Annotated in this window: 20 protein-coding genes; 10 read left to right on the forward strand and 10 right to left on the reverse strand. The window is 68.8% G+C overall.

All coding sequences use genetic code 11. From position 1 onward, the window contains the following. Nucleotides 1-227: 227 nt before the first annotated feature. Both ACN469_RS10740 and ACN469_RS10745 read left to right on the forward strand, forming a co-directional pair. Nucleotides 228-1,349, forward strand: coding sequence for an NAD(P)-dependent alcohol dehydrogenase (locus ACN469_RS10740; protein WP_498766806.1), 1,122 nt, complete (start codon nt 228-230; stop codon nt 1,347-1,349). Continuing rightward, nucleotides 1,346-1,849 carry a DUF4334 domain-containing protein gene (locus ACN469_RS10745; RefSeq protein ID WP_498766808.1) on the forward strand — a complete coding sequence of 168 codons (504 nt, stop codon included), beginning with the start codon at nt 1,346-1,348 and terminating at the stop codon, nt 1,847-1,849. Before ACN469_RS10740 ends, ACN469_RS10745 begins: the two co-directional genes overlap by 4 nt. 54 nt (nt 1,850-1,903) lie before the next feature. On the opposite strand, the gene ACN469_RS10750 is transcribed toward ACN469_RS10745, so the two are convergent. Continuing rightward, complete coding sequence (locus ACN469_RS10750; RefSeq protein WP_498766810.1) at nt 1,904-2,431, reverse strand: DinB family protein; 528 nt, start codon at nt 2,429-2,431, stop codon at nt 1,904-1,906. A gap of 91 nt (nt 2,432-2,522) precedes the next feature. On the opposite strand from ACN469_RS10750, the gene ACN469_RS10755 reads away from it, so the two are divergent. Further along, nucleotides 2,523-4,970, forward strand: coding sequence for a helicase-related protein (locus tag ACN469_RS10755; RefSeq protein ID WP_498766812.1), 2,448 nt, complete (start codon nt 2,523-2,525; stop codon nt 4,968-4,970). Between the two features lie 72 nt (nt 4,971-5,042). Beyond that, nucleotides 5,043-5,591 carry an outer membrane beta-barrel protein gene (locus tag ACN469_RS10760; protein WP_498766814.1) on the forward strand — a complete coding sequence of 183 codons (549 nt, stop codon included), beginning with the start codon at nt 5,043-5,045 and terminating at the stop codon, nt 5,589-5,591. Between the two features lie 77 nt (nt 5,592-5,668). On the opposite strand, the gene ACN469_RS10765 is transcribed toward ACN469_RS10760, so the two are convergent. After that, a complete protein-coding gene (locus ACN469_RS10765; RefSeq protein WP_498766816.1) occupies nt 5,669-6,739 on the reverse strand; it encodes a TIGR03885 family FMN-dependent LLM class oxidoreductase in 1,071 nt (356 codons plus the stop codon). Between the two features lie 25 nt (nt 6,740-6,764). Here ACN469_RS10765 and ACN469_RS10770 point away from each other — a divergent pair, with 25 nt between their 5' ends. Next, nucleotides 6,765-8,402 carry an alpha-amylase family protein gene (locus tag ACN469_RS10770; protein ID WP_498766818.1) on the forward strand — a complete coding sequence of 546 codons (1,638 nt, stop codon included), beginning with the start codon at nt 6,765-6,767 and terminating at the stop codon, nt 8,400-8,402. Nucleotides 8,403-8,454: 52 nt separating this feature from the next. Beyond that, nucleotides 8,455-9,156, forward strand: coding sequence for a lysoplasmalogenase (locus ACN469_RS10775; protein WP_498766820.1), 702 nt, complete (start codon nt 8,455-8,457; stop codon nt 9,154-9,156). On the opposite strand, the gene ACN469_RS10780 is transcribed toward ACN469_RS10775, so the two are convergent. From ACN469_RS10780 to ACN469_RS10790, 3 genes are all read right to left on the reverse strand, one after another. Then, entirely contained in the window at nt 9,128-10,696 is a 1,569-nt protein-coding gene (locus tag ACN469_RS10780) for a leucyl aminopeptidase (RefSeq protein ID WP_498766822.1), read from the reverse strand. The genes ACN469_RS10775 and ACN469_RS10780 overlap by 29 nt on opposite strands. 136 nt (nt 10,697-10,832) lie before the next feature. Next, a complete protein-coding gene (gene glsA, locus ACN469_RS10785) occupies nt 10,833-11,819 on the reverse strand; it encodes a glutaminase A (protein WP_498766824.1) in 987 nt (328 codons plus the stop codon). A 135-nt stretch (nt 11,820-11,954) separates the two neighbouring features. Continuing rightward, on the reverse strand, nt 11,955-13,349 hold the full coding sequence (locus ACN469_RS10790; protein WP_498766826.1) for a hypothetical protein: 1,395 nt from the start codon (nt 13,347-13,349) through the stop codon (nt 11,955-11,957). A 204-nt stretch (nt 13,350-13,553) separates the two neighbouring features. Between ACN469_RS10790 and ACN469_RS10795 the strand changes: the two genes are divergently transcribed. Beyond that, nucleotides 13,554-14,438, forward strand: a complete 885-nt coding sequence (locus ACN469_RS10795) for a hypothetical protein (RefSeq protein WP_498766828.1) — start codon at nt 13,554-13,556, stop codon at nt 14,436-14,438. A 180-nt stretch (nt 14,439-14,618) separates the two neighbouring features. Next, on the forward strand, nt 14,619-15,692 hold the full coding sequence (locus ACN469_RS10800) for a type IV pilus twitching motility protein PilT (RefSeq protein WP_498766879.1): 1,074 nt from the start codon (nt 14,619-14,621) through the stop codon (nt 15,690-15,692). A 4-nt stretch (nt 15,693-15,696) separates the two neighbouring features. Here the strand turns inward: ACN469_RS10800 and ACN469_RS10805 are convergent, their stop codons facing one another. Both ACN469_RS10805 and ACN469_RS10810 read right to left on the reverse strand, forming a co-directional pair. Continuing rightward, nucleotides 15,697-17,313, reverse strand: a complete 1,617-nt coding sequence (locus tag ACN469_RS10805) for an NADP-dependent glyceraldehyde-3-phosphate dehydrogenase (protein WP_498766830.1) — start codon at nt 17,311-17,313, stop codon at nt 15,697-15,699. Nucleotides 17,314-17,364: 51 nt separating this feature from the next. Next, on the reverse strand, nt 17,365-18,444 hold the full coding sequence (locus ACN469_RS10810) for a hypothetical protein (RefSeq protein ID WP_498766832.1): 1,080 nt from the start codon (nt 18,442-18,444) through the stop codon (nt 17,365-17,367). A gap of 499 nt (nt 18,445-18,943) precedes the next feature. On the opposite strand from ACN469_RS10810, the gene ACN469_RS10815 reads away from it, so the two are divergent. Further along, nucleotides 18,944-20,959 (forward strand): sensor histidine kinase, encoded by a 2,016-nt coding sequence (locus ACN469_RS10815; protein ID WP_498766834.1) that lies wholly within the window; start codon nt 18,944-18,946, stop codon nt 20,957-20,959. A gap of 80 nt (nt 20,960-21,039) precedes the next feature. On the opposite strand, the gene ACN469_RS10820 is transcribed toward ACN469_RS10815, so the two are convergent. Continuing rightward, nucleotides 21,040-21,867, reverse strand: coding sequence for a polyphosphate kinase 2 family protein (locus ACN469_RS10820; RefSeq protein ID WP_498766836.1), 828 nt, complete (start codon nt 21,865-21,867; stop codon nt 21,040-21,042). A gap of 420 nt (nt 21,868-22,287) precedes the next feature. On the opposite strand from ACN469_RS10820, the gene ACN469_RS10825 reads away from it, so the two are divergent. Then, the gene (locus tag ACN469_RS10825) at nt 22,288-22,875 is read left to right on the forward strand and encodes a prolyl hydroxylase family protein (protein WP_498766837.1); all 588 of its coding nucleotides are present in this window, start codon (nt 22,288-22,290) and stop codon (nt 22,873-22,875) included. 94 nt (nt 22,876-22,969) lie between these two features. On the opposite strand, the gene ACN469_RS10830 is transcribed toward ACN469_RS10825, so the two are convergent. Both ACN469_RS10830 and ACN469_RS10835 read right to left on the reverse strand, forming a co-directional pair. Further along, on the reverse strand, nt 22,970-24,934 hold the full coding sequence (locus tag ACN469_RS10830) for a DUF4215 domain-containing protein (RefSeq protein WP_498766839.1): 1,965 nt from the start codon (nt 24,932-24,934) through the stop codon (nt 22,970-22,972). A 242-nt stretch (nt 24,935-25,176) separates the two neighbouring features. Next, a complete protein-coding gene (locus ACN469_RS10835; RefSeq protein ID WP_498766841.1) occupies nt 25,177-26,757 on the reverse strand; it encodes an SDR family NAD(P)-dependent oxidoreductase in 1,581 nt (526 codons plus the stop codon). Nucleotides 26,758-26,821 lie beyond the last annotated feature (64 nt).

Raw genomic sequence — 26,821 nt, forward strand, 5'->3', positions numbered from 1 at the left:
GGATTTCGCGGAGGAATCCGCTGTGAGGCCTATAGATGTCTGTCTCGGGAAGCCGCAAGTGAGTCACGGATGAACTCATGCCAGGGTATGAGAGCCTGAAAGTCCCTCTCAATGCGACGCAAGGTTTGCGTTGAAGACCCCTCAGCGCGGCCCTTCCGGGGGAGGAAATGCACCGGCCCCGCAGTTCGGGAGCGACATCGTTGGCAGAGTGCCAATAGGATGGGCCCATGGGTCTTCCGGTGCGTGCGGCGCTGGTTCAAGCGGTGGGCGGTCCCTTCGTGCTCGACGAGGTCGAGCTGGAGGGCCCTGGTGTGGGTGAGCTGCGGGTTCGCGTGACAGCCAGTGGCATCTGTCACACGGACCTCACGTACCGGGCGGGCGCGGGGCGGTTCCCCTTCCCGGCGGTGCTCGGTCATGAGGGCGCGGGGGTGGTGGAGGCGGTGGGGGAGGGTGTGACGGGGTTCGAGCCCGGGGACTCGGTGGTGCTCAGCTACTACTCCTGCCGCGCCTGTGGCACGTGCGAGCGGGGGCATCCGGCCTACTGCGAGCGTGGGTACGCGGGGAACTTCTCCGGCGCGCGGCCGGATGGCTCCTTCCCCATGCGATGGCGTGGGGCGCCCATCCGCTCGGGCTTCTTCCACCAGTCGTCGTTCGCGACGCAGGTGCTGGCGCATCAGCACAACGCGGTGAAGGTGGACCGGGCGGCGCCGCTCGAGCTGTTCGCGCCGCTGGGCTGTGGGTTCCAGACGGGCGCGGGGGCGGTGCTGGAGGCGTTCAAGCTCCAATCCGGACAGCAGCTCGCGGTCTTCGGCGTGGGCGCGGTGGGGCTCGCGGCGGTCATGGCGGCGCGGGTCGCTGGCGCGGCGAGCATCCTCGCGGTGGACCTGGACGCGGGCCGACTGGAGCTGGCGCGCGAGCTGGGCGCCACGGACACGTATCTGGCGACGGAGCCCGAGCTGACGAAGACGATGCTCAAGCGGACCCGGGGTGGGGTGGACTTCGCGCTGGAGTGCGTGGGCCTGCCCCAGGTGCTGCGTCAGGCCTTCGACGTGACGCGCCCCTTGGGCACGTGTGGCCTGTTGGGACTGCCCAGCCCGGAGGCATCGGAGGTGACGCTCTCGATGACCCGGCTGCTCTACGGCAAGCGACTGGTGGGCATCCTCGAAGGGGACGCGGACCCGAAGACCTTCATCCCGAGGATGGTGGCGTTGCACGCGGAGGGGCGGTTTCCGCTGGAGAAGCTGAGCCGCTCCTACGACTTCGAGGCCATCAACGACGCGGTTCACGACATGGAAGCGCGCACGGCCATCAAGCCGGTGCTGCGCATGCACGGAGGAAGCACGCGATGACCTTCGACGAAGCGGTGAGCGCAGGGCGCCTGGACGCGCAAGAGGCGCTCGCGTTGTTCGACAGCCTGCCCATGGTGGAGCTGGAGTTCATGCGCGGCACCTGGAAGGGCAGTGAGCTCCTGACGGGCCACCCGATGGATGGGATGCTCGGCGCGACGGGCTGGTACGGCAAGCGGTTCGTGGACGAAGAGAGCGTGCACCCGCTGTTGTTCTACACGGAGGACCGCGCGTCGGTGTTCCCGGTCGACCCGAGGAAGTGGCCGTCGCCCACGATTCGCGGCCTCGTGGGTCCGCATCGGGCGGACGTGGAGACCCAGAAGTTCAAGGCGCGCCTGCGCCTGACGGTGTACCGGGGCCAGGTCAGCGCGACGATGATCTACGACGACTGGCCCACGAATGACGTGTTCCGGAAGGTGGACGCGAACACGCTGCTGGGCGTGATGGATGCCCGGGGGATGGCCGCGCCGTACTTCTTCGTGCTGCGGCGGGATGACAAATAGGGGCCGCCCGGGCCTTCACCTTGGTCCAATGACAGACACGGACCTGTCATTGGGCTAGGGGGCCTTGGAGGCCGCGAGGACGAAGCGCGCATAGCCCAGCTCCGCCGCGTTCTTCATCAATTCGAGCGAGGCCCAGCCGACGATGTCGCCGAAGGGCTTGCCCTGAAGCGGCCAGCGCGTTCGCTCCGTGGAGCGCAGGTCCTCGTCGCCGAGCCGCTCGACATGACCCCGCCACTCTCCGTGCAGCCGCGCAATCCAGGCGCGCACTTCGTCCGCGGTGCCGGGCCAGTAGACGGCCTCCCGCGTCAGCGTCGCGTCGCCGAACGAGTGGTTGAGCACCATGGACCACCAGAAGCCCAGGTGCCACGTCAGCCACGCCACGCTCGCGGGCCCCAGGTCATAGCCCTCGTGCTGGGGCCACTCCGCGCGCCACAGTCCGTCCGCGCCCTGCTGCACGTGGAGGCCCACCTGGCCCGGACGGCGCAGGCACTCCTCCGTGGTCAAGCTCTCCAGATGGTACTGGGTGAGGGCCCACGCGATGTCGAGCTGCCCGAGGAGTGTGTCTCTGACGGGATGGGTCATGGGGCCCAAGCTAGGAGGCTCTCCCCGGTGCCGTCCATGGCTTGGGTGCGAGCAGCGGCGCAGGGCCCCTCCTGCGGTTAGACTGTCCGCAATGAACGCGAGTCCGCCCAGCCGCTCGGCCGCCATCGTCGTGGCGGAGCTGGGGCCCACGAACACGGGGAAGACCTACCGGGCCATCGAGCGCATGCTCGAACACGACTCCGGGATGATGGGGCTGCCGCTGCGCCTGCTCGCCCGTGAGGTCTACGACCGGGTGACCGCCCGGGTGGGCGAGGGGCGGGTCGCGTTGATGACGGGCGAGGAGAAGCGCCTGCCCCCGCGCCCCGACTATTGGATCTGCACCGTCGAGGCGATGCCGCTGGACCGCAAGGTCGACTTCCTCGCCGTGGATGAAATCCAGCTCGCGGCCCACCGTGAGCGCGGGCATGTCTTCACCGACCGCCTGCTGCACGCGCGGGGACGCAAGGAGACCTGGTTCCTGGGCGCGGACACGATGCGGCCGATGCTCCAGTCGCTCATCCCCCACGCCTCGGTGAAGCGCGCCACCCGCCTGTCCCAGCTCCGCTATGCCGGTCGGCGCTCCCTGAAGAGCCTGCCGCCGCGCTCGGCTGTCGTCGCCTTCTCCGCGGACCGCGTGTACGAGCTGGCCGAGTCACTGCGCCGGCTGCGCGGCGGCGTGGCCGTGGTGCTGGGCGCGCTGTCGCCCCGGACCCGCAATGCCCAGGTGGCGATGTATCAGTCGGGAGAGGTTCAATACCTGGTGGCCACGGATGCCATCGGCATGGGGTTGAACCTGGACCTCAACCACGTGGCCTTCGCCGCCCTGTCCAAGTACGACGGCGCCGAGCAGCGAGACCTCTTTCCGGATGAGCTGGCGCAGATCGCCGGGCGCGCGGGCCGTCATCTGAATGACGGGAGCTTCGGCACGCTGAACACGCTGGAGGAGCTGTCTCCCCGCGTGGTCACCGCCATCGAGTCACACCGGTTCCCCGCGGTGCGCAGCCTCATCTGGCGCAACGCCGAGCTGGACTTCGAAAGCCCCGAGGCCCTGCTCGACTCGCTTTCCCACGCGCCTCGTCACAATGCCTTCGTCCGGGTGGAGCGCGCGGATGACTTCGATGCGCTCAGGGACCTCTCCCAGATTCCCGCCGTCCGGGATTTGGTGACGGACCGCGCGACGGTCGAGCTGCTGTGGCAGGTCTGCCAGATTCCCGACTTCCGCAAGGGCCTGTTCGGCCAGCACGTCGGGCTGCTGCGGGAGACGTTCCTTCAGCTCTCCGATGGCGATGGAACGCTGGACCCGACGTGGCTCGGCAAGCAGGTGTCGCCGCTCGACGACGTGTCGGGGGACCTCCACACGCTGATGGACCGGCTGGCCGCCATCCGCATCTGGACGTACATCAGCCATCGCTCGTCGTGGCTGCATGACGCGGAGCAGTGGCAGGAGCGCACGCGCCTCATCGAGGACGCGCTGGGAGATGCGCTGCATGAGCGCCTCGTCGAGCGCTTCGTGCAGCGGGCCGCGCGCAGGAGCGCCCGGCGCTTCGTGAGGGCCACGACGCCGCCCGCCGCGAGCGGCTCCGACAGTCCCTTCGCCAAGCTGGGGCTGCTGCTGGGGGAGGTGCCGGGCGTGGATGGTGGGGCGATGACGGAGGAGCAGTTCGTCCAGCGCGTCGTCGACGCCACCCATGAGACGTTCGAGGTGGATGCGCTGGGGAGCATCTCCTTCGAGGGGCAGCCCCTGGCGCGACTGGTGCGCGGCACGGACCGACGCTCGCCCCAGCTCGCGCTCGCGGAGCCAGAGGTCTGGACGGGCGGCGCGCGGCGGCGGCTGGAGCGACGGCTGCAGGCGCTGGCGAGGGACCTGGTCACCGAGGCGATGGGTGGCTTTCCCGCCGAGTCGCTCACCGGCGCGGGGCGCTCTCCCGTGACGCGGGGACTCTCCTATCGCCTCGCGGAAGGAGTGGGCGTGATTACCCAGGCGGAGGCCCGGGAGCAGTGGGGCCTCATGGACGTGGAGTCGCGAGAGCGTCTGCGGTCGCTGGGTGTTCGCGAGGGCCGCCGCTACTTCTACGTGGCCGCCGCGCTGGCCCCTCCGGCGCTGGAGCGGCGCAGCATGCTGACGGCCCTGTTCCTCCAGAAGCCCGTGCCCAAGGGCGTGCCGCGCGACGTCACGATGGAGGCCTCCGCGTTCGGCCCTCGGGAGGCGCGAGCCTTCGGGTACGAGGTGCTGGGCTCCGTGGCGCTGCGCATCGATGTCGTCGAGCGCCTCTCCGAGGCGCTGCGTCATCCGCAGGGCGCGCAGCAGGTGCAGGCGCTCTTCCAGGAGCTGCGTCTGGAGGGCGGCGCGCGCGCGGCGGTTCTCCGGGAGCTGGGAGGCGCATCAGACGGAGGCGCCGCGCTGAAGCGACGACGTCGGCGACGGCGAGGCAACAAGCCCCCCTCCCACGGCCAGCCCGCGCATGCGGAGTCGCATCCTGCTCCCCGAGGCAGTGGGGCCGGGGCGCGAGGCGCCCAGGGCGGACCCAAGCCGGAGTGATGCAAGGGAGGGTGGCCTGGAATTTGTACAGGCCTTCCACGTTCTAGGCCGGGTCTCGTGGAAGGATTCAAGATGAAGGCGTTTTTCGCAGGAATGCTGCTGGTGGCCGGAAGTGCGTGGGCGCAGGAGGCGGCCCGTCCCAAGGACCTGGAGCTGGGCGTGGGCCTGGGCGCGGCGGTGAGCGGCGAGGACATGGAGGGAGAGAGGCACAGCGGCGTGGGCGTGCGGCTGCACCTGCTCAAGCACCTGAACCGCTACTTCTCGGTGGGGCCGGAGGCCGCCATCTACGCGAAGGCGGGCTCCCGGATGGATGTCACGTTCGATGGGCAGCACTCCTACAGCCTGGTGAACAAGCCTCTGTTCCAGGTCGGTGGGCTGGCGCGCTTGGGCATCGACCTCGGCGGCGCCCGACCCGCGGTCCTCCTGGGCGTGGGCTACAACCATGGCTCCGTCGAAAACCTGGGCTACTCCCTGGGCGGCGAGGTGGAGGTGCGCCCCGCGGACTGGCTGCGCCTGTCCCTCGAGGGGCGGATTCACCGGAACCTCTACAACTACACCTACGAAACCGACGAAGGGCAGCAGTACATCACGCTGGGCGTTGGTTGGCGCATGCTCTGGTAGCGCCTCGCTGATGTCGGGAGCGCTGAAAATCGTGGAGCGCCTGACACGCCTGTCGTGAATCGTCGGCAGCGAGGGTTTCAACGAAGCGCTGGCAGGACCTGCGTGGCGAAGGCGTCGATGAACGGCTCCTGCCAGCGATTGACGTTGTGCAAGTACAGGTGGCTGAACCCCAGCTCCACGTCCTGGGCCAGCCAGTCCACGTGCCGCTGGAGGCTTGCGGACACGCGCACGTGGCCCTCCAGGTCCTTGGGTTGGACCGTGCGCGCCAGCTCCTCGAACTGGGAGGGGCGGCGCAAGTCCGTCAGCACGGAGCTGGCGAAGATGTTCGGCGCCCACTGCTCCATCGCGCCCTGGAGCGCGGCCTGCTCGTCCTGGGCCCAGGAGAGCTGCACCTTGAGGAACATCGGCTTGCCCTCGCCGCCCCCGCGACGAAACGCCTCCACCATCTTCCGCAGCTCGTCGGGAGGCTTGCTCACGGTGATGAGGCCATCCGCCCAGCTCCCCACCCACTCCGCCGTCCGAGGGGTGATGGCCGCGCCCACCAGCAGGGGCGGCCGGGCTGGCCGTGAATAGAGCTTCGCCTCCTCCACCCGGACGAGCCCCCGGTGCGTCACCGTCTCCCCTCGGAAGAGGGCGCGCATCACGTCCACGCACTCCCGCAGCCGCGCGTTGCGCAAGTCCTTCGGCGGCCAGGGCTCTCCTGTCACACCCTCGTTGACGAGCTGCCCGCTGCCCAGCGCGGCCCAGGCGCGCCCCGGGAACATCTCCGCGAGGGTCCCCAGGGCCTGCGCGATGATGGCGGGGTGGTAGCGCTGCCCGGGGGCGTTCACCACGCCCAGGCTCGTCAGCTTCGTGGTGGCCAGGGCCGCGCCCATCCAGCTCCAGGCGAAGCCGCTGTGTCCCTGGGCCTCGCTCCACGGGTGGAAGTGGTCGGAGTTGAGCGCGGCAGTGAAGCCCGCCGCGTTCGCGCGTTGCACCAGTCGAAGCAGCTCGCTGGGAGGAAACTGCTCGTGGGAGGCGTGGTAGCCGAGCGTGAGCATGCGCGCGCAAGTTGGTGTCGCCTTCTCGGCTTCGCGAGCCTGGCTGATGGCCGAGTGTGCGGTGTCGCACGCATGAGGGCCTTCACGGTGTCGTCTTTCGCGCGGCATCACCACCCTTCCTCCAGGGAGACGGATGATTCAGGACCTCTGGTACAAGAACGCGGTCATCTACTGCCTGGACGTCGAGACGTTCATGGATGGCAACGGCGACGGCGTGGGCGACTTCGTCGGCCTCCAGCGTCGGCTGGACTATCTGGCGGGCCTGGGCGTCACCTGTCTGTGGTTGATGCCCTTCCATCCCACGCCCAACCGCGACAACGGCTACGACATCACCGACCACTATGGCGTGGACCCCCGGCTGGGGACTCCGGGTGACTTCGTGGAGTTCACCCATCAGGCGAAGCAGCGCGGCATGCGCGTCATCATCGACCTGGTCGTCAACCACACGAGTGACAAACATCCGTGGTTCCTGGACGCGTGCAAGGGCCGCGACAGCCGCTTCCATGACTTCTACGTGTGGTCCGAGAAGAAGCCCCGCGACGCGCACGAGGGCATGGTCTTCCCGGGCTCGCAACACACGACGTGGACCCATGTCCCTTCCGTGAAGCGCTGGTACTTCCACCGCTTCTTCCCCTTCCAGCCCGAGCTGAACATCGCCAACCCCGCCGTGCGCGAGGAGCTGCTCAAGGTGATGGGCTACTGGCTGGAGCTGGGCGTGTCAGGCTTCCGGGTGGACGCGGTGCCCTTCCTCGTGGAGCTGAAGGGGCTGAAGAACCACGGCATCAAGGACCCGTACGCGCTGCTCAACCGGATGCGGGAGTTCCTCTCGTGGCGCAGCGGCGACGCCATCCTGCTGGCGGAGGCCAACGTCACCATGGACGAGGTGATGAACTTCTACGGCAAGGAGGGGGACCGGATGCAGATGGTCTTCAACTTCGCCGCCAACCAGAACTTCTTCCTCTCGCTGGTGACCGAGGACGCGACTCCGCTGACGGAGGCGCTGCGCTCCGCGCCCCGGCTGCCGCACCTGGCGCAGTGGGCGAACTTCCTGCGCAACCATGACGAGCTGGACCTGGGGCGGCTGCCAGCGGCGGCGCGAAAGCGTGTGTTCGCGGAGCTGGGGCCGGAGCCGAGGATGCAGCTCTATGGACGGGGCCTGCGCAGGCGACTGGCCCCGATGCTCGCGGCGGACCGACGTCGACTGGAGCTGTCCTTCAGCCTGATGCTCTCGCTGCCGGGCACGCCGGTGCTCTGGTACGGAGACGAGCTGGGCATGGGGGAGGACCTGTCCCTGCATGAGCGGCAGAGCGTGCGCACGCCCATGCAGTGGTCCGACGAGGCCCACGGAGGCTTCACCCGGGCGCCCGAGCCGTTCCGGCCGGTGGTGTCCAAGGCGCCCTTCGGCTTTCCCCAGGTGAACGTCGAGCAGCAGCGCAGGGACCCCGCCTCGCTGCTCAACTGGATGGAGCGCATGGTGCGCATGCGCAAGGAGTGCCCGGAGCTGGGCTGGGGCGAGTGGAAGCTCCTGCGCGTGAAACAACCGAACGTCCTCGCGCTGCGCTACGACTGGAAGGGCGAGACGCTGGTGATGCTGCACAACCTGTCCGGCAAGGCGTGTGAGGTGGGCTTTGCGCCCGGCGGCCCTCCCGCTCGGCTGGTGCATCTGTTGTCGGAGGCGCACTCCTCGCCGGGCAAGGCGGGGCGGCACCGGGTGACGCTGGAGGGCTACGGCTATCGGTGGTTCCGCATGGAGCCGCTCGTCACCGGGTGAGCGCGTATACCGGCCTGGGGCCTGGGGCGGCGCCGCGCTAAGGTTCCTCCCCATGCTGACGGGTGGTGGGACGAGGATTCTCGCGGGTGTCGGAGTCGCGGGCGCGGTGGGCTTCCTCCTCGTGCTGGACACGGGGCGCCCCGAGTTCCGGCTGGTCACCAAGGCGCTGCCCATGCTCTGCCTGCTGTGGTGGCAGTGGCCGCCTCGGGAGCGGTATGCCCGGTGGGTGTTTGCCGGGCTGGGGCTGTCGCTGCTGGGGGACGTGCTGCTGGATGCGGGACCGGGGATGTTCCTGCCCGGTCTGGGCGCCTTCCTGCTGGCCCATGTCAGCTACACCGCCGCGTACCTCACCGTGACGCGAGGGCTCCAGTGGGTGAGGGCGTTGCCCTTCCTGCTCCTGGCCCTGAGCGCCAGCGTGCTCCTGTGGCCGAGCCTGGGCGCGATGGCGCTTCCGGTGACGGCCTATGTCGTCGTCATCTGCACGATGGCCTGGCGCGCGGCGGCGTTGCAGGGCGCGTCTGGCCTGTCACGCCTCGAGCAGCGGGCAGCGTTCGCCGGTGCGCTGCTCTTCGCCGCGAGTGACGGACTGCTCGCCATCAAGCTCTTCGTGCGCCCCCTGCCGGGAGCCAGCTACGCCATCATGCTGTTGTACTGGGCCGCGCAGCTCAGCATCGCCCTCTCCGCGCGCGGGCGGGCGCCCCTGGGCGAGGCGCCCGCTGGCGACGTCAGTGGCGAGTCTCTTTCGGCGCGCTGAACCCGAGCAGGAACTCGATGAGCAGCCGCGTGCCGTAGCCCGTCGCGCCCTTGGAGCGCCACGCCTTGTCGCTCTCGACTCGCGACGTCCCCGCCATGTCGATGTGCGCCCAGGGGAGGCCGTTGACGAACTCCTCCAGGAACAGGCCCGCGGTGATCTGCCCCGCGTTCACCCCGCCGATGTTCTTGAGGTCTGCGACCTCCGAATCGAGCTCCGAGCGCAGGCGCTTGTCGAGCGGGAACTGCCACACCGTCTCGTCGGACTTCTCGGCCGCCGCGCGCACCTGGTCGACCACGCCCTGGTGGTTGCCCATGACTCCGGCGTTGTCGTTGCCCAGCGCGCGCTCGCACGCCCCGGTGAGCGTGGCGATGTCGAGGATGGCATCGGGGGGCGGCTGCTCCTCCGTCGCGAGGACCAGTCCGTCCATCATCACCAGCCGGCCTTCGGCGTCGGTGTTGAGGACCTCGATGGTCTTCCCGCCCCGGGCCGTCAGGACGTCGCCGAGCCGCATCGCCTTGCCGCCCGGCATGTTGTCCGTGCACATGAGGTACCCGGTGACGGCGGACCTGGCCCCGAGCGAGGACAGGGCGGACATGGCGGCCAGGATGGCCCCCGCGCCGGACATGTCTGTCTTCATCGCGGCGTGGACGAGGTCGTTCGGCTTCAGCCCGAGGCCTCCCGAGTCATACATGATGCCCTTGCCAATCAGCGAGACGCGGCCGATGGGCTCCAGGGCCTTCCCGCGCTCGTCCTTCGGCCGGTACGTCAGCTTGATGAGGCGGGGGGGCTCCGCGCTCCCGGCATTCACGCCGAGCATTCCGCCGCAGCCCATCTTGGCGAGGGCCTTCTCGTCGAAGACCTCGATGTCCAGCCCCGACGAGGCCGCCACCACGCGCGCTATCTCCTCGACGCGGCGGGCGGTGAGGAGCGTGGCCGGCGCGTTGGCGAGGTCGCGGGCCAGCTCGGCGGCCCGGGCCGTGATTCGGCCGCGCTCCACGCCGCGCTTCACCTCCTCGAGTGGCAGCGACGACGACAGGAGGGTGAGGCCTTCGAGCGGCGGCTCCTGCTGGGAGGTGCGCTTGAGCGGACGATAGCGGTAGCGCGCCAGGAGGATGCCCTCGACGACCGCCTGCGCGGCGACGTCGGGGGCGATATCGCCGAGGTCCGGCAGCGTGAAGCCGAGGTGGACGTAGTGGCCCGCCGCCCGCGCGAAGGCCGCGGCGGCGTTCCGGAGCGATGCCAGGTCGCTGTCTGCCTTCTCCCCGATGCCCACGACGACGAGCGCGGGGCCATCCGCGAGAGGAATGACGAGGGACTGGCCGACCTTGCCCTCGAAGCCAGCGGCCTTGAGCTGGGCCCGGCTGAGCCCCAGCTCACGGGGAACCTCACCGTCGACGCCGACCGGGATGCCCAGGCTGCCCGCGTCCTTGGGCAGCGTCCGCGAGACGTGGAGCTTGGTCGCGTCGAGCTCCTTCATGGAGGGGGCGGGATGAAAGTCAGACACGGCTTCCGCATGAAACGTGGGAAACGTCATCGTCATGGCTCTGTCCTCGGGCGCTGTGACAGCGGGGCGCCGACTGTCGAACTCGCGAAAATGTAGTCACGAGAGTTTCGACGCCAACACCGCGGACCCAGGCCGAGCCCTTCGTCGACTGGCCGCCGCAGAGCGTCCTGTCTCAGGTGTCGGGGCTGGAGCGGAACAGGCTCAAGCCGAGCCGCCGCGACAGGAACCGCGCGACGAGCTGACCCTTGATGCTGTTGCCAGCGGAGTCGAGCCGTGGCGCGAAGGTGCCCAACCCGCCCTTGCCCGGCGCGACGGCGACGATTCCGCCAGCAATGCCACTCTTGCCGGGCATGCCCACGTCGTAGAGCCAGTCTCCCGACGTCTCATACATCCCCGAGGTGGCCATCACCGCGAGCGCGTGGTGGCAGACCTCCTCGTCGACCACCCGCGTCCTCGTCACGGGATTCACGCCCCCGTCCGCCAGCGTGGCCCCCATCACCGCCAGGTCCCTGGCCGTCACCGCCAGCGAGCACTGGCGGGTGTACAGCTCCGTCGTCAGGGGCGGCGGTGTCTCCAGGCGACCCAGGCCGTGCAACAGCCAGGCGAGCCCCTGGTTGCGATGGTGTGTCTTCGTCGCGGAGTCATACACCTCCTCGTCGAGCACGAGCGGCCTTCCAGCGAAGCGCGACAACCCCTCCTGGATGAAGCGCCACCGGGCCTCGGGAGTGGCGCCCGGGACGAGGCTCGTCGTCGCGAGCGCTCCCGAGTTCACCATGGGGTTGGTGCGTCCATCCGGGCTCTGGTCAATGGCCATGGCCGAGTTGAACGGCAGGCCGGTGGCATTGACCCCCAGCTTGCGCCGCGCCGTCTCCGGGCCCAGCGCCTGACAGACGAGGGCGAAGACGAACGGCTTGGAGACGCTCATGAGCGTGAAGGGCTGGTCCACGTCTCCAGCGCCGTGGCTGCCGCCGTTGATGCCCGCCACGCACACGCCGAAGAGCTGGGGCTCCACCCGGGCCAGTGCGGGGTAGACGTCCGAGCACTGGCCTTCCGTGTTGCCCCGGTAACGTTGGTGCGCCTCGGTGACCAGCTCCCGGACCCGCTCGGGGGAGGGGAGGTGCCCGGTGGAGATGAAGGCCGCCTCGTCTGCCGTGCCCATGCGTGGCCGCCCTCGGGTCCAGAGTGGGGAGGCGAGGCGTTGCTTGCCTCGTCGCTCGAGCGGCCCGCATCGCGACCCAGGGCCCTTGATGAGAGGGTTTGGTCGCGATGCGGTGGTGTCAACGCCGGGGCTTTTCTACTGCGCCCCCATCATCAGGAAGCTGAAGTCCGCCGTCCCACTGCCGCTCGCCTTGGGGGCATTGGAGTGGCAGCCGAGGCAGGACGCGGTCGACTGGATGAAGGTCTCCATCGTCGTGTTGGCGAGCACCGGCGGCGTCCCCTTGGGCGCGCCGCCCGTGGCCCACTGGGTGCTGATGAGCTGGTAGTTCGCCCACACGGAGCCCTTGAGCAGTCCCCGGTAGTACGCATTCAGGCTCGGGTCGGCCTGGATGGGCGTCGTGCGAGTCACCTGCACCGGCGCATTGAGCGGCCCGCCGTCCGGAGCCAGCTCCGTGTAGGGCTGCTGCGCCGTCTGCTGGTTGGGCTGGCAGTTGGGGCAGTGCGGGTTGAAGAAGGAGGACGTCGTGTTGTCCACCTGCTCGAAGGTGGACCAGAACCACGTCGACTGGGTGTCCGTCTTGTGGATGATGTGCAGGCCCACCAGCCCCACGATGACGGGGTTGGCGCCGGGGCTCGGCGCGCCGGAGTCGTTGTTGAAGACCCACGCCTTGCGCATGTAGAAGCGCTTGCCGGAGACCTCCTGCGCGGACAACACCTTCCACGCCGCCTTGACCTCCATGGCGCCCACCGGACCGCACGGCTGGCCATTGCAGGGCCCCGGGTTCTGGGTGGGGCCGGTGGGGAAGGCGATGGTGGCCTTCGTCTGCCCCGCCGCGTTCCAGAGGTTGTTGGTGATGAGGTAGTTGTACTCGTCCTGGTTGAGGCGCTTCTCGTAGCGCACGAACCGGCCGTTCTGGTCCGTCAGCGGCCCGCCGATGGCCTGCTCGATGTCCGGGAATCTCTCCGTGATGGCGGCCGAGGCCTTGGAGTCACTCACCAGCAGCTTGTCCACGTTCGCGTCGAGGGCAGCGAGAAGGTTGGGTTCGGTCAGCTGCGTCAGCCGCCGCAGCTTCGCCTCCACGGCCGCGGGCGTGCTGAACGTGCACCAGGCGCCGGGCTTGGTGCCTGGCTTCACGAAGACGTCGGTGTCCTCCGGGTAGGTCTCCCAGACGGTGGGCCCCTGGCCACTGAGGATGCTGGTCTGCGTATTCGGCGTGCACGAGGACGTCGTCGCCGGCCAGTTGAGCGCGATGAACGTGTTCCACGAATAGACGTCCACGTCGGACTGGAACTCCCCTTCACGGGGGCAGGCATCCGCCGGCACCACGGACAGCGCGGGGGTGATGGAGGTGGCGCACGTCGAGCCAGCGCAGGGGGAGTTCGGGTTGCAGCCGGGCGGAAGCGCCTGGGCATCCGGGCTGTCCGTCGAGCCCACCGGAGTGGGTGAAGCGGTGGCGCAGGCGACGATGACGGCTCCGGCGAGGACACCGCCCACCGTCAAACGACGCAGGAGAGTGTGAGAGACGCTCATGGACGACCCAGGGGTTGGAGGGGACGACGGTGCTGCCGCCCGTGCAAGGTCAGGGCCCCTGGCCGTGAGCGGTGGCAACCTGCCGAAAAGAGAATGACATATCGCCTGGCCCGCCTCCCCTTGCGTCGGGCGTGGACGCGGTTGCGTCTGTTCATTACGCAGCGGGGCTTTCGCGAGGCCGGCCAGGCACTTGATGATGCGGGCATGTCCCGCCGCCATGTGCTCCCCACCGCGCTGTTGCTCTCGCTGTCCTCGCTCCTGCTGGGCGCCGCGCCCCCGCCGGTGACGCTCCGGTGGAAGGTGCCCCCCGAGTCGATGGGCTACGAGTACACGACGGAGAACGCGGACCCGAAGGGCAGCTCGATGCGCGTGGACCTCTCCAGCCTCAAGCTGCAGGGCGTCCCCGCGAGCAAGCGCCGGCAGATTTTCGAGATTCGCCAGCCGACGCAGTCCGCCATGGTGTTGGTGCTCACGCCGAAGGACTCGGGCGACGTGGCCGCCAAGGTGGTGGTGACGCGGATGGACATGCCCAAGGTGAAGCGCCCGTCGAAGCAGGAACAGGCGATGTCGAAGGCGATGAAGTCCATGGAGGGCACAGTGCAGCTTCGTGCGAACCTGACTCCCTCCGGGCTGGTGACGAGCGACCTCAAGCGCGAGCAGCGCAACCTGGTGGCCTTCATGGTGGAGCTGCCGTCGAAGCCTGTCTCCGTGGGCGACGTGTGGACCCACAGCGCGGACCTGGTGAAGATGGGCGGCAGCTGGCAGGGCGAGCACGAGCTGCTCAACCGCGTGGAGCTGGTGGCGCTGGAGCACGAGGCCGAGGGCCGCACGGTGGCCGTCATCGACTTCACGCTCGCGGAGCGGCACGACGGCAAGATCGCGCACCGCGAGCCGGAGAAGTCGATCCCCGGGATGATGGAGTTCTCCTATGTGGCCCGCGGCGAGTTCCTCGTCGAGGAAGGACGCTGGCGGCGCCTCGCCGGACAGATATCCAGCATCTCCAAGGGCGTGATGACGACGAACTCCGTGCAGCGCTTCGTCATGGTGCCCCTGCCGACCATTCCGCCCCAGGTCCTGGCCGCCGAGTGACGTGTACCGCGTGCCGGGATTTCTGCCGTGCAGCTAATCGTGACGCCTGTGAAGCGCCGTGGTCCTGAGGCGGGGTTCTCACCACCCGGGAGGAGCGCGAGGGTCATTACCCACTCCGTGGGCAGGTGAGAGTCGTTGGCCTAGAATCCGGGGCTCTCCTCGCTGAAGGTAGGCCCTCTCCTGGATCTGGCAACGCTCAACAAGCTGCTCACGGTCGGCGTGCAGAATGGCGCATCGGACATCCACTTTCGCCCGGGTGATCCGCCCATCTACCGGGTGAACGGCGCGTTGCGGCCCCTGAAGATGGACAAGCTCCTCGCGGACCACACCAAGCAGGTGGCGTTCCACGTCATCTCGGACCCGTCCGTCAAGAAGCAGCTGGACACGCTCCAGGAGTGCGACGCGTCCTACAGCCTGCCGGGCGTCGCGCGCTTCCGCGTCAACATCTACCGTCAGCGGGGCTCGCTGGCGTGCATCCTGCGCATCATCCCGGATGAAATCCCTACCATCGACGGGCTGGGCCTGCCGCAGGTGCTCAAGACGATTGCGAGCAACGAGCGAGGGTTGGTGCTGGTGACGGGCGCGACGGGCTCCGGGAAGAGCTCCACGCTGGCGTCGATGATTGACCACATCAATCGCTCGGAGAACCTGCACGTCCTCACCATCGAGGACCCCATCGAGTTCATCTACAAGAACATCAAGTCGTCCATCTCCCAGCGGGAGATTGGCTCGGACACGAACAACTTCGCGGTGGCGCTCCGAGGGGCGCTGCGCCAGGACCCGGACGTCATCCTGGTGGGCGAGATGCGCGACACGGAGACCATCGACATCGCGCTCAAGGCGGCGGAGACGGGCCACCTGGTGCTCTCCACGGTGCACACGACGGATGCCTCGCGCACCATCAACCGCCTGGTGTCGGTGTTCCCCGCCGAAGAGCAGATGATGGTGCGCATGCGCCTGGCGGACTGTCTGAAGGCGACGGTGTCCCAGCGGCTCCTGCCCCGGGCCAGCGGCAAGGGCCGCACGGTGGCGCTGGAAATCATGGTGCAGACGAAGACGGTGGAGCAGTACATCCGGGATGACCGCGCCAGCGAGCTGAAGGACGTCATCGAGAAGGGCCGCGACATGTTCGGCATGCAGTCCTTCGACCAGCACCTGACGCAGCTCTACCGCGAGGGGCTCATCACCCTGGAGACCGCGCAGAGCGCGGCCTCCAACCCGGCCGACTTCCAGCGGGCGCTCGAGTTCGACTGAGCCGTCAGAAGAGGAAGTCCGTGGTGAGGAAGTCCGACTCGCGCCGGGTCAGGATGGACTGGACGAGCGTGGTGTTGGCGGGCGTCGTCTTCGTGGCGACGAGCGTGCGGATGGAGAACACGCGCAGCGCATCCGCGACGGACAGCGTGCCCTCGGCGGAGTCCTTCCTCCCGTTGAAGGGGAAGGTGTCCGGGCCGCGCTGGCACTGGCAGTTGAGGTTGATGCGGCCCACCTGGTTGGAGAACGCGTCGATGAAGCGGCCGATGCGCGCCGAGTCCTGGCCGAAGAGGCTGAGCTGCTGGCCGAACTGGGCGTTCACCACCCACCGCACCACCTCCTCGTCCTCGTCGAACACCATCACCGGGACGACGGGGCCGAACTGCTCCTCGCTCGCCAGCCGCATGTCCTGCGTCACGGGGTACACCACCGTGGGCGCGTAGAACGAGTGGGCCGACTGGCCCCCCGTCGCGTTCACCACGCGCGCGCCCTTGGACACCGCGTCGTCCACGAGGCCCTGGAGGTAGTCCGTCTTGCCCGGCTCCGGCAGGGGCGTGACGGCCACGCCCGGCTCCCACGGCATGCCGGGCTTGAGCTGGTCCACCGCCGCGGTGAACTTCTTCAGGAAGGCGTCGACGATGCTCCGGTGCACCATCAGCAGCTTGAGCGCCGTGCACCGCTGGCCATTGAAGGACAGCGTGCCGGTGAGGCACTCCTTCACCGCGTTATCCAGGTCCGCGTCCGGCAGGATGATGGCCGGGTTCTTCGCGTCCAGGCCCAGCACGGACTTCAGGCGGTGGGGCCGGGGGTGCATCTTCTTCAGCTCGCTGGCGCCCTTGTTCGTTCCAATGAAGGCGAAGAGGTCCACCTGGCCGCTCTCCATCAGCGCGCCCACCGTCTCGCGGCCCTTGCCGTAGATGATGTTGATGACGCCCGGCGGGAAGCAGTCGCGGAAGGACTCCAGCAGGGGACGGATGAGCAGCACGCCGAACTTCGCCGGCTTGAAGACCACCGTGTTACCCATCAACAGGGCGGGGAAGAGCGTGCTGAACGTCTCGTTGAGCGGGTAGTTGTAGGGCCCCATGCACAGCGCCACGCCCATGGGAGCCCGGCGAATCTGCGCCATGATGCCCTGCTCCTGCACGAAGCGGGACGAGGTCCGGTCCAGCTCCTTCAGCGAGCGGATGGTCTCCACGATGAGGTCGATGGTGCGGTCGAACTCCTTCTCGGAGTCCGGCTGCGTCTTCCCAATCTCCCACATCAGGAGGTTCACCACCGCCGTGCGCTGCGCGCGCATCGCCAACACGAAGCGCTCGACGGCCTCGATTCGCTCGGCGACCCTCATGGTCGGCCAGACGCCCCGGCCCAAATCGTACGCCTTCACGGCCGCCGCGAGCGCGTCCAGCGACTCGCGGGAAGTCAGCAGCGGAGTGGCCCCAATGACCTTCTGCTTCGGGCCCTCGGCCGTCTTCACGAAGACGGGGCTGCGCACGGGGCTGAGGTCTCCCGCCCACGTCCTCAGTTCACCCCCGACCAGGTACTCGCGCTGCTCGAGATAGGCGGGGAGTCTCACGCCGGGGGGAATCTGCTCGTCGGTCGGGAAGAGGTCAGCGAGTGCCGTCATGGGGGCCCTTTTTAACGGACCCCTGACGGACTGGCACGCCTTCCGGCGTCCCTAGAAGTAGGACTTGAGGCCACCTCGGCGCCGGACGTCCAGCGTGGCGCAGTGGAACGAGCCGCCGAAGGAGTTGAAGTTCCGGAAGTCGCAGAGCAGGGGCTTGAAGCCCCACTTCTTGAAGGCGGCAATCATCGGCTCGTCCTGGCGCTCCACGACGACGCGCTCCTCGTCGAGCATGAGGATGTTCATGTTGAGCCACTTGCTCGTCATGTAGAGCGTGTGCTCCGGGGGGATGCTGGGCGTGGGCGCGCGGAAGACGTCCCAGCCCTTGAACAGCTCCGGCACCTTCGTCACGCGCTCCGGGTTGATGAGCAGCTTGCCCGGGGCCAGCGGCACCAGCGTCGCGTCGATGTGCATGGGATGCGGGTCATCGAACTCGAAGACGTGGATGCGGTACTCCGGGCCCAGGTGGCGGCGCAGCCACTCGATGCCGAAGTCGTTGGTGACGTTGCTGCGCTGGGCGAAGAGGTCACGGCCACACCGCATGAAGTCCGCGGCGTCGAAGGTGGGCTCGAACTCGGTGATGACTGAACGGAAGGGGCCGCCGTCGTGGGCCTCCGTCCAGTCATGGTCATACAGCTCGTCGCGCAGCTCCGGCTTGGGCCCCGCCGTCCATCGGGCGCCGCCTCGGAAGTACTCCTTGAGCAGCGGGCGGTACGAGGAGGTCTCGTGGTAGCGCGAGCGCCACGCCATGGGGCACTCGATGAGCTCATCGCCCACCACCAGCAGCACGTCCCGGGGCATGGCCGCGTACAGGCCGGTGCTCGTCCAGCCCGGCGCGCCGAAGGGCTTGAGCTGGTCCACCGGCACCGGTCGGCGCACCTTCACGCCCTCGGCTTCCAAGAGGTGCACCAGGCCGTCCAGCTCCCGCTTCGCGGCGGCGATGCGCTCGGCGGGGAAGGGCCGGCCGGCGTGCTTGCGGAAGAAGTCGTGCTGGTCCTCGGGCAGCGTGGCCTTCAGGGCGATGTGCGAGGGCGGAACGGTGGCGCCGTCCACGATGCCCACGATGACTTCTTCCAGGGGGTCCCACTCGTTGAACGAGCTGACAGGGCAGACAGAGGTGTCGAGAGTGCTCATGGTGCGGGCTCGAGGATGTTCGGGCAGGGGAGGTGATGCTCGGTGTATCACGGCAGTGTATCAGGGCCCGGAGGAGCCGCTCCACAAGGGCCCCGTGTCCGATGACGCGGCTCGAAACATGGCGACGTCCTCCGTTCCTTCCGAGAGGCCGCGCCTTCACCCTGGAGAAGCTGGAGGGTTCCCATGTGTATGTTTCAGGCTGATGTGTCTGGTTTGAAGTGCCGCGGGAAGACCCGACTCGACACGCCGCGCATCTGGAGGCGCGCGGCATCCGTCAGGAACAGAAGCCCATTCTCTTGGGGAGCGTCCTGGTTGGCTGGCCGCATGAGCCCCTGGGGGCCCGATGCGTAGATATGTCGTGCGCCCGTGCTCGCGCTGGAAGGCCGGGGGCGGCGATGGGGTTCGTGTGGGGGAAGGCGGGTGGGTGTCCCGATAGGGCGCTCGACGCGGCGGGAGGCTGCCCGCCTGGTCCCGCCGTGCAGGAAGGAGCCGCACGTTGGTGCATTTGGGGGAGGTCCCCGTCGCTCGGGTGGGGGATTTGCTGTCGGGATGGGAGCGTGAGCTGAGGGCACGCTACGCGCTCCGATTGGAGCGGGAGCGCGGTCCCCAGGGCCTCGCGGAGAGCAGGCTGGTAGAGCTGTTCCCCCTCCTCCTGGACGCCCTCACCCGAGCGCTCCGGGAAGCGCGTGTTCCGCCCGCTCCCCGCGTGCTTCACGACTTGCGCGTCGGGCAGGCGGAGCGCTGGCACGCCCACCAGGACACGGATGCGGGCCTGCTCGGGCGGGAGTACGTCCTGTTCCACGACTGCCTGCTGGAGTTGCTCGACGAGGCCGGAGCGGACGTGTCCTTCCGGGAGCTGCGAATCGTGGGGGCGGTGCTGGCGGAGGCGGCCGTGGACGCGGTGAGCCGGCACTCGGTGACGGGCCGCACGCGCGAGGACCAGTCATGGCTCCAGGCCATCATCGACCATGCGCCACCCGTCATCTTCGCGAAGGACGCGCAGGGCCGCTTCGTCCTCGTCAACCGCAGCTTCGAGGAGGCGATGGGGATGCCACGCTCGGCCATCCTCGGCAGGACGGACTGCGAGCTCTTCCCCGCCTCGGTGGCGGACCGCAACCGCGAGAACGACGCGCGGGTTCGCCAGACGCACGCGCCCGTGATGGCGGACGAGCAGGTTCCGGGGGTGAAGGGGCTGCGCACGTGGTTCGCCATGAAGTTCCCCCTGCCCGGCGCGCGCGAGGAGGGACCCATCGTCTGCGGCATCTCCACCGACATCACCGACATCCGCCGGACGAACGCGGCCCGGGACTTCCTGCTGGAGGCGGGGCGGGTGCTGTCGGGCTCGCTGGACCTGGAGGCCACCCTCCGGAGCCTCGCGGGCCTGGCGGTGACGCACCTGTCCGACTACTGCACTGTGGACCTGCTGGACGCGGAGGGGCAGCTCGTCCGGGTCGAGGCGGCGGCGAGGGACCCGGCGCGCCGGGAGCTGATTCGACGCATCCTTCCCTTCGCCCCTCGCGTGGAGGGCGACACGCCCATGGCCCGAGCGCTGTCGCGGGCCGAGTCCATCGCCGTGCCCCAGGTGACGCCGGAGTGGTTGGATGCGGTGGCGAGCAATGCGGCGCACCGCGCGTTGCTGGACGAGCTGGCGCCCCAGTCCTCGGCGCTGGTGCCGCTGGTGTCTCGCGGGCGCGCGCTGGGGCTCATCCACCTGGTGTGGACCCAACCTCATGCGCCCGCGGAGATGGAGGCGCTGGTGGAGCTGGCGCGTGGCGCCGCGGACCGCGCGTCGGTGGCCATCGAGAACGCGCGGCTGTACCGGGAGGCGCGCGAGGCGGTGCGGGTGCGCGAGGATGTCGTGGCCATCGTGAGCCACGATTTGCGCAACCCCCTCAATGCCATCCTCCTGACGGCCGCCGCGCTGCTCCGGCGCACCGGGCTGTCCGCGGACGGGGTGAAGGGAATCGACCGCATCCGCGATGCGACCCAGCGAGCCACGCGAATGATTCGGGACCTGCTGGACTTCACCCAGGCCCGTGTCGGCGACAGCCTCCCCATCCGGCCCCGTCCCATGGACCTGCATGGCCTGACACGGCAGGTCGTGGAAGAGGTGTTGCTCGTGCATCCCCACCGGCACGTCCACCTGGACCTTCGAGGAGACGGTCGCCTGGACGCGGACGAGGACCGGCTGGCGCAGGTGGTGACCAACCTGGTGGGCAACGCGCTTCAGCACAGCGAGCCGGCCGCGCGGGTGCGGGTGGTGCTCCGGGAGGACGAGGGGGGCATGTGCCTGGAGGTCCACAACGAGGGTCCGCCCATTCCCGCGGCGCTGTTGCCCACCCTCTTCGAACCCTACCGACGTGGTCCGAAGGCTCGCAGGGGCAAGGGCAGCATCGGCCTGGGGCTCTACATCTCCCGACTCATTGTCCTGGGCCATGGCGGCAGCATCGACGTGTACTCCGCCGAGGATGGAACCCGCTTCAAGGTGTGGCTGCCGCGCCATCAAGGGGGCTGAGCGCGCATCGATAGACAGCCGTCTGCCGGCGCTCGTGACGCGCGGGGAAGCCGGCTCCCCGCACGCCAGGGCTCAGCGAATCAATGCTTCTTGCGCCAGGTCCGGAGCTCCGCCTTCTTCTGGGCGCCCACCTCGTCCAGTCGCTCCTGCCAGCGCTTGCGGTAGGGCCGCAGGGCGGTGGCCACCGCGCGCGCGACGACGAGGTTGCGGTACCACTTGGCGTCCGCGGGGACGATGGTCCACGGCGCGTTCTTCGTCGACGTGCGCGCGAAGACGTCATGGTAGGCGCGGGTGTAGTCCGCCCAGTGCTGTCGGTCTTCCCAGTCCCCGGGGCTGATCTTCCAGGCCTTGCGCGGCTCCTTCTCCCGGTCCAGCAGGCGCTGCTCCTGTTCCTCCTTGCTGATGTGGAGGAAGAACTTCAGGACGATGGTGCCGTGCTCGAAGAGCATCTCCTCGAAGTCGCGGATGTGTCCGTAGCGCTCCTTCCAGAGTGAGCGGGGCGCCAGGTCATGCACGCGCACGGCGAGCACGTCCTCGTAGTGGGAGCGGTTGAAGATGGAGAACTCGCCCTGGCGGGGCGTGTGGCGGTGGATGCGCCAGAGGAAGTCGTGCTCGCGCTCCTCGGTGCTGGGGGCGGCGAAGGAGGCGACGCTGACGCCGCGCGGATTGAGGTTGCCCACCACGTGTTTGATGGTGCCGTCCTTGCCCGCCGTGTCGCGGCCTTGCAGGACGATGAGCACGGAGTTCATGCGCGCGCCCCAGAGCAGGTCCTGGAGGTCGAACAGCTCCTCGCCGAGCGCGTCGAACTCCGCCTTCGCATCGGCCTTGAGGGCCTTCTTCGGCGGGGCCGTGGGGATGCTCTCCAGCCGCACCCTGGCTCCTTGTCCCGCGCTGGTGATGTGTAGCATGGCGTCCTTTCCGTCAGTCCCGGGGGACCTGGGTGGTGGGGGCCGGCGTCGTCGCTCCGGCCGCTCCCCGGTATCCCCTGGAACGGGCCGGGGCTGAACCCTTCATGCCCGTGCCGTGGTGACTCCGTGAAGATGTGAGCACAGTGCCTTTCACGTGGATGCGCCGCCCAGCGACGACACCGGGAGGATGTAGGAGACGCTCACAAGTGGACCTATACCGGCGGCGGTGGTGGTGGCTCATCGTGGGGCCACCCTGTCGTCACCGTGCTTGCCTCGGCGAGAGGCAACGCGCGGCAGCCGGGCGGCACGAACTCTTCGGACCGCGTGGGCGCGGTGGGGCGGGCCTGTAGTTCACGTGGGGGGCGGAGGTGACACGGGGCGCGTTTACATTTCACGGCGCTTGGAATCACATCCACGTCCATGACGCCCCTGCTTCCGGATCCTGAGGTAGAGCTGGATGAGCGCAACCCGCTGGTCATCACCGTCGATGACCTGCTCAACGGCGAGGAGTGCCGGGCCCTGGTGGCGCGAATCGAGGAGGCCGGGCCGACGGCGGCGCCCATCACCACGGCCTCGGGCTTCGTGATGAGGCCCGACATCCGGAACAACACCCGGGTGATGTTCGACGACTACGAGCTGGCGGACCTGTTGTTCCAGCGAATCGCGCCCCACGTCCCGCCCCGGCTGGAGCGGGAGTGGGAGCTGTGCGGGACGAACGAGCGGCTGCGCTGCTACCGCTACGACGCGGGGCAGTACTTCGCCCCGCACTTCGACGGGGCCTTCGTGCGGCACCGCGATGAGCGAAGCCTGCTCACCTTCATGGTGTACCTGAACGACTGCACGCACGGAGGCGCGACGAACTTCCTCTTCCTGGAGCGCTCCGTGACGCCGCGCGCGGGCTCCGCGCTGCTCTTCAACCACCACCTGTACCACGAGGGGGCGGAGGTCACCGCGGGCCGGAAGTACGCGCTGCGCACGGACCTGATGTACCGGCGCATCCGCTCGTGAGCGTGCGCCCGTCGTCGCGGCGCCGCTCGTCGTGGAGGAGGGCCGTCCCTGGCTCCGGAGCACGTGGTGCCCCGGAGCCGACGGGCTTCACGCCTCAGCCAATCTCCACCTTGCAGGTGGCGCTGCAGCCATCCCTGCTCTGGAGGTTGCCGTCATCGCACTCCTCGCCGAACACGTCCTGGAGAGTGCCGTCTCCGCAGCGCGGCCCCAGCACGCAGCCCGGCGCGCATTGGCCGTAGCTGCCATCATTCACACCGTCATCGCATTCCTCGAACGCATCGACCTGGTTGTTGCCGCATTGCGCGATGCACAGGGTGCGGCGGGTGGCGAAGTTGTTGAGGGTGAGCCGGTACGAGGAGCCGGTGGTGTGACGCTCGGCCTGGAACACCGCGACCTCATAGATGCCGCCCAGCGTGAGTCCGAGCCGTGCGGCCTGAGTGGACAGCGTGACGGTACCTTGCTCCGCTCCGTGGATCCCTCCCAGGTCGAGCGCCAGGATGCGATTGACGAAGACCCAGACGTCGTCATCGCCTCGGAAGGTCAGGACCTCGGTGCCCTTGTACTCGAACCAGTAGCGCGTCTCGCTGGTGAAGCTGTAGTTGCGCGGCTGGGCGGGAGTGCCGCTGTCCATGCGCAGGGGCTCGAACCCCGCGGCCACCCAGCCCAGGGTGTCCAGCGGGTAGAATGCCGCGTTGTCGTAGAGGTACGCGCCATTCATCTGCCGCTGGAGCGTCAGCGTACTGACCACGGGCTTGTTCACGAAGGTCGTGTCGAGGAACCACTGGGCAAAATTCGCGGCTCCGCTCGTCGTGGTGGAGGGCTGACCCTCCTTCGCGTAGTCGGGCTTGCCGGCCACACTCAGGAGGTTCTTCACGAGGCCCCGCTCGGTTCCGTTCTTGTTCTCGAAGTCGATGTGTCCTCGGGGGAGGGGGCCCGAGGCCGGCAGGTCGTAGCCGCGGAAGTCGCGGTAGACGATGGGGAGGGACACTTGCTGGGGCGGCTCCTGCTCGACGTTGACGCAGGTGAAGCCCGGCTCGAAGCGACACGTCGGCGAGCACCCGTCATGGGCGCGCGTGTTGCCATCGTCGCACTCCTCGGTCGTGTCGTTGGGCAGCAGCACCCCGTCGCCGCACGTGGCATCACAGACGCCGTCGGTGCAGCGGGGCTCCTTCATGCACAGCGGCGAGCACCCGTCACCCGTGTCGTTGTTGCCGTCGTCGCACTGCTCGGTGCCCTCGACCACCTGGTCGCCGCAAGTGGTGCGGCTGCACGGCTGGCCAATGAGAGGGCACTTGTAGCCGGACTCCAGGCGGCAAGTGTTGTCGCAGCCGTCCCCTGTGATGATGTTGCCGTCCTCGCACTCTTCGTTGCCGGCGATGAGGTTGTCGCCACACGCCGCTGCCTGACAGGCGCGCCCGTTCGTCGGGCAGTTCCACCCGGGCTCGAGGGCGCAGCTCGAATCGCAGCCGTCGTTGCTCGTCGTGTTTCCGTCGTCACAGGTCTCCGGAGCCTCGCGCGTTCCATCACCGCAGACGGGGCCTCCCGCATCCGGGGGGCCCGCATCGACAGGTCCCGCATCGACAGGTCCCGCATCGACAGGTCCCGCATCGACAGGTCCCGCATCGACAGGTCCCGCATCGACAGGTCCCCCATCGACAGGTCCCGCGTCCGGGGGGCCCGCGTCGACAGGTCCCGCATCCAGGGGTCCCGCGTCGGCTTCCGGCTGAGGGCCGGGGCCGCCATCATCGTCAGGAGGGCAGCATGGGCAGGAGCTCGGGGCGAAGGTGCTGCCAGGACAGCCGCCGCCGTCACCGCTCCCACCGTCGGTCTCCGACGAAGTGCCCGAGTCCTCTTCCTGTCCCGGTGTGCCCGCATCGCCGCCGCTGTCGGGCGTGCCGCTGTCGAGCGTGCCGCTGTCGGGCGTGGAGGCATCTCCTTCGGAGGGACGAGGCCCCGCGTCGGCATTGGAGGGCGGATCGTCTCCACACGCGGACAGGGTGAGGAACAGGGCGGCGAAGAGGGCGCTCAACAACCGTGAAGGCACACGGGGATTCGGCATGGAGAGGAGATGAGGCGGTGAGGGTTTATGCCAGGGGCGGAGGGCAATGGACTCCAGGCGCGCTGAGGCGCTCCGTCGCCGACTCTGGGGTACATGTACCACGGTGACAGGTGTCACCACAGCCACAGCCTCCAGCGGAGTGGGCGGGGACCTACGTACTTCCCGCGACACGCCCCGGGAGCGGGCTCGGCGTACCCGGCTGATGGGTACGGGCCCTGCTCCCAGGTGACACGGTCAGGTGCTCACCACGTGGTGGGGCGGTAGTCCTTGAAGAAGTTGCCCCAGGCGTACTCGCCGCTGTTCTCCGCGAAGATGACCGGGTCGACGATGCGGGCCGCGCCGTCGACGATGTCCAGCGGCGGCTGGAAGTCGAGGTCCTGCACCTTGCGCTCGGAGAACTGCACCGGGTCCTCGTCGGTGACCCAGCCCGTGTCCACGGCGTTCATGTAGATGCGGTCCTTGGCGTAGTCCGCGGCGGACGTCAGCGTCATCATGTTCAGCGCGGCCTTCGCCATGTTGGTGTGCGGGTGCCGGTCCGTCTTCGTCCCGCGCGAGAAGCTGCCCTCCATCGCCGACACGTTGACGATGTGGCCCGGAGTGGAGCGCTCGCGGGCCATCAGCGGCTTGAGCTTGCCGCAGAGGATGAAGGGCGCCACCGCGTTGATGAGGTGGACCTCCAGCATCTCCGCCGTCGTCACGTCCGCCAGCTTCATCCGCCACGAGTTCATGTTGCGCAGGTCCACCTGCTGCTCGTCCGCGTCCAGTCGGCCCTGGGGGAAGAGGGCGCGCGTGTCCCCCTCCTGCTCCATGGCGTAGGGCAAGAGCGACAGCGCGGCGGAGGAGTGGATGCCCAGCGCGGGGTCGCTGCTGCGCCAGGTCGTCGTGAGCGAAGCTGCGTCCTGCGTACCGGTACCGAGCGCGGGCGCCACCGTCGCGATGCAGGCCTGGTGTCCGGCGAGCAGCGGTCTCGCGGCTTCCGGCAGCTGGTCCAGGCGGAGCTGCTCACCCTCGAGCAGGTGCGCGTAGAAGCCCGGCGGGCGGCGGACCGTCTGCGCCGCGTTGTTGATGAGGATGTCCAGCCGACGGTGCGTCTGCTCCACGTAGTTGGCGAACAGCTCCACGCTGGGCGCGTGCCGCAAGTCCAGCCCGTGGATGTGCAGCCGGTGGGACCAGTCCGCGAAGTCCGGCTCCAGCACGTAGCGCCGCGCCGCGTCCTGGGGGAAGCGCGTCGTCGCGATGACGGTGGCGCCCGAGCGCAGCAGCATCAGCGAGGCCTGGAAGCCAATCTTCACGCGCGCGCCGGTGATGAGCGCGACCTTGCCGTCCAGGGACGCGCGCTGGGTCCGTTTCGCGTAGTTGAAGTGGGCGCACTCCAGGCACATGGCGTCGTAGAAGAAGTGCAGCTGCCGGTACTCCGCCTTGCACACGTAGCACTTGCGCGGCGTCTCGAGCAGCTGCCCCGGGTTCTCCTCGGGCGGGGGCGGCAGCAGGGGCACGTTGAGGACGGGCGCCCGACGCATCAGCCGGATCCGGGTGGAGGCCCGGACCTCGCGGTCCTTGGTCTCCTTTTCGTGCCGGCGCTCGCGCCGCAGGGCCTTCTCCAGCCGCGTCTTCGCCCCACGGTCGGGGTGCACCAGGCGGCCAGCGGCGACCAGGAGGGCGAGCTTGTCCTCCTCGGGAAGCCGCGTGAGCAGGATGCGCTCCTGCGCCACGGCCTCGAGGAGCTGGGTGCAGCGACGGACCTCCTCCAGCGAGAGCGAGGGCAGCTGCGGGAGGTCGGTATCAGCGGGGAGTGCGGGCGACGAGGTCTCTGCGTCCTTCATTCCCGCGGTGAATATCCCGGAGGCGCCCGCGAAGAAAGGCCGGTGGTGGCGGAGGGCTCGCCCG

Origin of the sequence: Corallococcus terminator (assembly GCF_049194865.1) — a bacterium.
Taxonomy (GTDB): domain Bacteria; phylum Myxococcota; class Myxococcia; order Myxococcales; family Myxococcaceae; genus Myxococcus; species Myxococcus terminator_A.

Coding starts and splice junctions, on each gene's coding strand:
- ACN469_RS10740 (WP_498766806.1), top strand. CDS start 228: ATGGGTCTTCCGGTGCGTGCGGCGCTGGTTCAAGCGGTGGGCGGTCCC.
- ACN469_RS10745 (WP_498766808.1), top strand. CDS start 1,346: ATGACCTTCGACGAAGCGGTGAGCGCAGGGCGCCTGGACGCGCAAGAG.
- ACN469_RS10750 (WP_498766810.1), bottom strand. CDS start 2,431: ATGACCCATCCCGTCAGAGACACACTCCTCGGGCAGCTCGACATCGCG.
- ACN469_RS10755 (WP_498766812.1), top strand. CDS start 2,523: ATGAACGCGAGTCCGCCCAGCCGCTCGGCCGCCATCGTCGTGGCGGAG.
- ACN469_RS10760 (WP_498766814.1), top strand. CDS start 5,043: ATGAAGGCGTTTTTCGCAGGAATGCTGCTGGTGGCCGGAAGTGCGTGG.
- ACN469_RS10765 (WP_498766816.1), bottom strand. CDS start 6,739: ATGCCGCGCGAAAGACGACACCGTGAAGGCCCTCATGCGTGCGACACC.
- ACN469_RS10770 (WP_498766818.1), top strand. CDS start 6,765: ATGATTCAGGACCTCTGGTACAAGAACGCGGTCATCTACTGCCTGGAC.
- ACN469_RS10775 (WP_498766820.1), top strand. CDS start 8,455: ATGCTGACGGGTGGTGGGACGAGGATTCTCGCGGGTGTCGGAGTCGCG.
- ACN469_RS10780 (WP_498766822.1), bottom strand. CDS start 10,696: ATGACGATGACGTTTCCCACGTTTCATGCGGAAGCCGTGTCTGACTTT.
- glsA (WP_498766824.1), bottom strand. CDS start 11,819: ATGGGCACGGCAGACGAGGCGGCCTTCATCTCCACCGGGCACCTCCCC.
- ACN469_RS10790 (WP_498766826.1), bottom strand. CDS start 13,349: ATGAGCGTCTCTCACACTCTCCTGCGTCGTTTGACGGTGGGCGGTGTC.
- ACN469_RS10795 (WP_498766828.1), top strand. CDS start 13,554: ATGTCCCGCCGCCATGTGCTCCCCACCGCGCTGTTGCTCTCGCTGTCC.
- ACN469_RS10805 (WP_498766830.1), bottom strand. CDS start 17,313: ATGACGGCACTCGCTGACCTCTTCCCGACCGACGAGCAGATTCCCCCC.
- ACN469_RS10810 (WP_498766832.1), bottom strand. CDS start 18,444: ATGAGCACTCTCGACACCTCTGTCTGCCCTGTCAGCTCGTTCAACGAG.
- ACN469_RS10820 (WP_498766836.1), bottom strand. CDS start 21,867: ATGCTACACATCACCAGCGCGGGACAAGGAGCCAGGGTGCGGCTGGAG.
- ACN469_RS10825 (WP_498766837.1), top strand. CDS start 22,288: ATGACGCCCCTGCTTCCGGATCCTGAGGTAGAGCTGGATGAGCGCAAC.
- ACN469_RS10830 (WP_498766839.1), bottom strand. CDS start 24,934: ATGCCGAATCCCCGTGTGCCTTCACGGTTGTTGAGCGCCCTCTTCGCC.
- ACN469_RS10835 (WP_498766841.1), bottom strand. CDS start 26,757: ATGAAGGACGCAGAGACCTCGTCGCCCGCACTCCCCGCTGATACCGAC.